At 72.5% G+C, this 3482-nt stretch carries 2 protein-coding genes and 1 pseudogene; 2 read left to right on the forward strand and 1 reads right to left on the reverse strand.

Going from position 1 to position 3482, the window contains the following annotated elements; genetic code table 11:
• Together OZN99_RS27795 and OZN99_RS27800 are read left to right on the forward strand one after the other, a co-directional pair.
• Nucleotides 1-279: hypothetical protein (locus OZN99_RS27795; protein ID WP_270938469.1), on the forward strand; the 279-nt coding region annotated here is incomplete at its 5' end.
• Between the two features lie 2 nt (nt 280-281).
• Nucleotides 282-3089 carry a [protein-PII] uridylyltransferase gene (locus tag OZN99_RS27800; RefSeq protein WP_270938470.1) on the forward strand — a complete coding sequence of 936 codons (2808 nt, stop codon included), beginning with the start codon at nt 282-284 and terminating at the stop codon, nt 3087-3089.
• A 10-nt stretch (nt 3090-3099) separates the two neighbouring features.
• Here OZN99_RS27800 and OZN99_RS27805 read toward each other — a convergent pair.
• Nucleotides 3100-3482, reverse strand: a pseudogene (locus OZN99_RS27805) (hypothetical protein); the annotation flags it as partial.

Genomic DNA, 3482 nt, shown 5'->3' on the forward strand with positions numbered 1-3482 from the left:
GCCCGCGCCAGCCAGGTTCTGGCCGCGCTGGAGGCGCGCGCCCGGGCCGGCGGGCCGGATGCGCTGGCCGAGGAGCTGCCGCTGTTCGCACGGCCGGCCCAGCCGGCGGCGGCCACGCCCCCCTCCGCCCTGCACGCCGCGCTGGCGGAGATCGATCCCGATGCCCTGTCCCCGCGCGAGGCGCAGGAGGCGCTGTACCGCCTCAAATCCCTGTGCGAGGCGCATACCGCATCGCAACAAGACGAGGCTGTTGCCGGGGCGCGCAAGTCGGTATCGTGACAATGATGCCGATGAAGCTGGCGCAGGCCCCCGATGCGGCCGGGTCATCCCCCGGGCCCCAGGCGGGAGAGGCGCCCGAAGTCCTGCCCGACCTGATTGCCGCGCTTCTGGAAGGCGGCCGGCCGATTCTGCGCGACGAGGCGCTGGGCCAGCTCCGTCGCCAGCTCGGCCGCATCCAGGGCAAGGTCCAGCGCGCCTTCGAGGCGCATGAGCTTTCCGGCCTGGCCGCGGCGCGCTGGCTGGCGGCACTGACCGATGGGCTGGTGGGGGCGATCCACGCCTACACCGTGGCGATGGTCCCGACCGGGCCGGAGCACGGCACGCCGACCGAGCCGCCCTTCGCCCTGATCGCCACCGGCGGCTATGGCCGCGGCGTCCTGGCGCCCTATTCCGACATCGACCTGCTGTTCCTGTCCGACCGGCCGCTCGGCCCGCAGGGCCGGCGCGCGGTGGAGTTCATGCTCTACCTGCTCTGGGACCTCGGGCTGAAGGTGGGGCACGCGACCCGCACCGTCGAGGAATGCATCGAGGACGCCAAGGGCGACGTGACGGTGCAGACGGCGCTGATCGACGCTCGCTTCCTGGCCGGGGACCGCGTCGTGTTCGAGCATTTCGACGCCGCCTTCGCCGCCTTCCGCAAACAATCGGGCCTTGCCGCCTTCCTCGCCGCCAAGCGCAACGAGCGGTCGGCGCGGCATGCCCGCTACGGCGACAGCCCCTTCCTGGTGGAGCCGCACGTCAAGGAAGGCCGCGGCGGCCTGCGCGACCTGCAGACGCTCTACTGGCTGGCACGCCATGCCTTCGGCGTGCAGCGCATGCCGGAGCTGGTCGGAGCCGACAGCCCGGGCGGCGGGCTGCTGACGCCGCAGGAGGCGCGCGCCATCCGCCGGGCCTGGAACTTCCTTTGGACCGTTCGCTTCCACCTCCACTACGTCACCGGTCGCGCGGAGGAACGGCTCACCTTCGACCTGCAGCCGGTGGTCGGCGCCCGCATGGGCTACACGCGCCACGGCGTGCAGGATGGCGTCGAGCGCTTCATGAAGCACCTCTTCCTCACCGCGCGCGACGTGGTGCGGCTGACGCGGCTGCTCGAGCCCGCGCTGGAGCGCGCGGCGCTCGGCCCGCCGGCGGTGCTGCCTTCGGGCGACGCGGCCCTCAGCGGGGCGGGCATCGCGCTGGCCGACGGCAAGGTACTGTTCTCGCCGGACCGCAACGTGGCCGAAGACCCGGCCATCATGCTCCGCCTTGTGCGCGCGGCGCGCGACCGTGGGCTCGAGATCCACCCGCTGGCGCACCGCGCCCTGGTGCGAAACGCGCGCTACGCCGTGCGCCTGCGCGACGATCCGGCGGCCAATGCGCTGTTCCTCGACGTGCTGTGCGGCCGCGACGCAGCGCGCTGGCTGCGAACGCTGAACGAGGTGGGCTTCCTTTCCCGCTTCATCCCGGACTGGGCGCGCATCGTCGGGCTGATGCAGTTCGACACCTACCACGTCTTCACCGTGGAGGAGCACACGATCGAGGCCATCGGCGTGCTCGGCCAGCTGGAGCGCGGCGACCTCGCGGAGGTCGCGCCCGTCGCCTCGGAGCTGATCGGCCAGGTGCAGTCCCGCCGCGCGCTGCATGTCGCGGTGCTGCTGCACGACATCGCCAAGGGCCGCGGCGGCGACCATTCGGAGCTCGGGGCGGAGATCGCACTCGACCTCTGTCCCCGCTTCGGCCTGACGCCGGAGGAGACGGAGACCGTCTCCTGGCTGGTGCTGAACCACCTGCTGATCAGCCAGACCGCCTTCAAGCGCGACATCGACGATCCGAAGACCATCCTCGACATCGCGGAGACCGTGCAGTCGCCGGAACGCCTGCGCCTGCTGCTGGTGCTGACCGTCGCCGACATGCGCGCCGTGGGCCCGAAGGTCTGGAACGGCTGGAAGGCGACGCTGCTGCGCGAGCTCTACTGGCGCGTCGCGGAGGTGCTGGCGGGCGGGCTTTCCGTGCCGGAACGCGACACCCGCGTCGCCCGCGCGCGGCAGGCAGCGGCCGGGCTGCTGGCCGACATGGCGCCGGCGGAGGTGGAGCGCTTCCTGGCGCTCGGCTACCCCGGCTACTGGCTCTCCTTCGACCCCGAGACGCATGCGCGCCACGCGCACATGATCCGCGAGGCCGATGCGGAGGGCGCGCCGCTGACCGTGCGCAGCCGCGTCATCGAGAGCCGCGCAGTGACCGAGGTGACGGTCTACACCACCGACCATCCCGGCCTGTTCAGCCGCATCGCCGGTGCCCTGGCGGTGGCCGGCGCCTCCATCGTGGATGCGCGCATCCACACCATGACCAACGGCATGGCGCTCGACACCTTCTGGGTGCAGGACGCCGCCGGCGGCGCCTTCGATGCGCCGCACCGCCTGGCGCGGCTGGCCGTGCTGATCGAGCAGTCGCTGTCGGGCCGGCTGCGGCTGGAGGCCGAGATCGGCAAGCTGCGGCGGGAACCGGCGCGGCTGCGCGCCGTGCAGATCCCGCCGCGCGTCGTCATCGACAACCATGCCTCGAACAGCCACACCGTGATTGAGGTCAACGGCCGCGACCGCCCGGGCCTGCTGCACGACGTGACCGCCGCGATCAGCGAGCAGGGCCTGCAGATCGGCTCGGCCCACATCACCACCTATGGCGTGCGCGCGGTGGACGTCTTCTATGTGAAGGATGTGTTCGGCCTGAAGGTCGAGAACGAGCGCAAGCTGGCTGCCCTGCGCACCGCGCTGGTCGCGGCGCTCGGCGGCGCCGAGGCGAAGGCCGAGGACGCCGCCATCCGCGCGGTCTGACCGCGCGCCGCTACCAGCGGCGATAGCCGTAGGGGCGGCCGTAGTAGTAGGGCCGCCCATAATAGGGCCGGCCATAGCCCCCGTAGAAGCCGAGCGAGACGCTCGGCCACCAGCCATAGGGCCAATAGGGATAGCCGTAGCCCCAGTACGGGTAGGGATAGGGATAGGCCGGCGCGGCATAGGGCCAGGCCGCATAGGCGGGCGCCGCCTGCACCGTGTTGCCGGCGCTGGCCATGCATTGCGCATAGGCCGCGTCGAAGCGCGCCTGCAGGTTGGCGGAGGACGCGGCGGCCGTGCCGGCGCCGACCGCCGTGCCGGCGACCAGGCCGGTACCGGCCCCGATCGCCGCGCCGGCACCGGCCGCACCGCTTGCCGAGCCGATCAGCGCGCCGG

This window comes from Falsiroseomonas oryzae (assembly GCF_027856955.1).
GTDB lineage: Bacteria > Pseudomonadota > Alphaproteobacteria > Acetobacterales > Acetobacteraceae > Falsiroseomonas > Falsiroseomonas oryzae.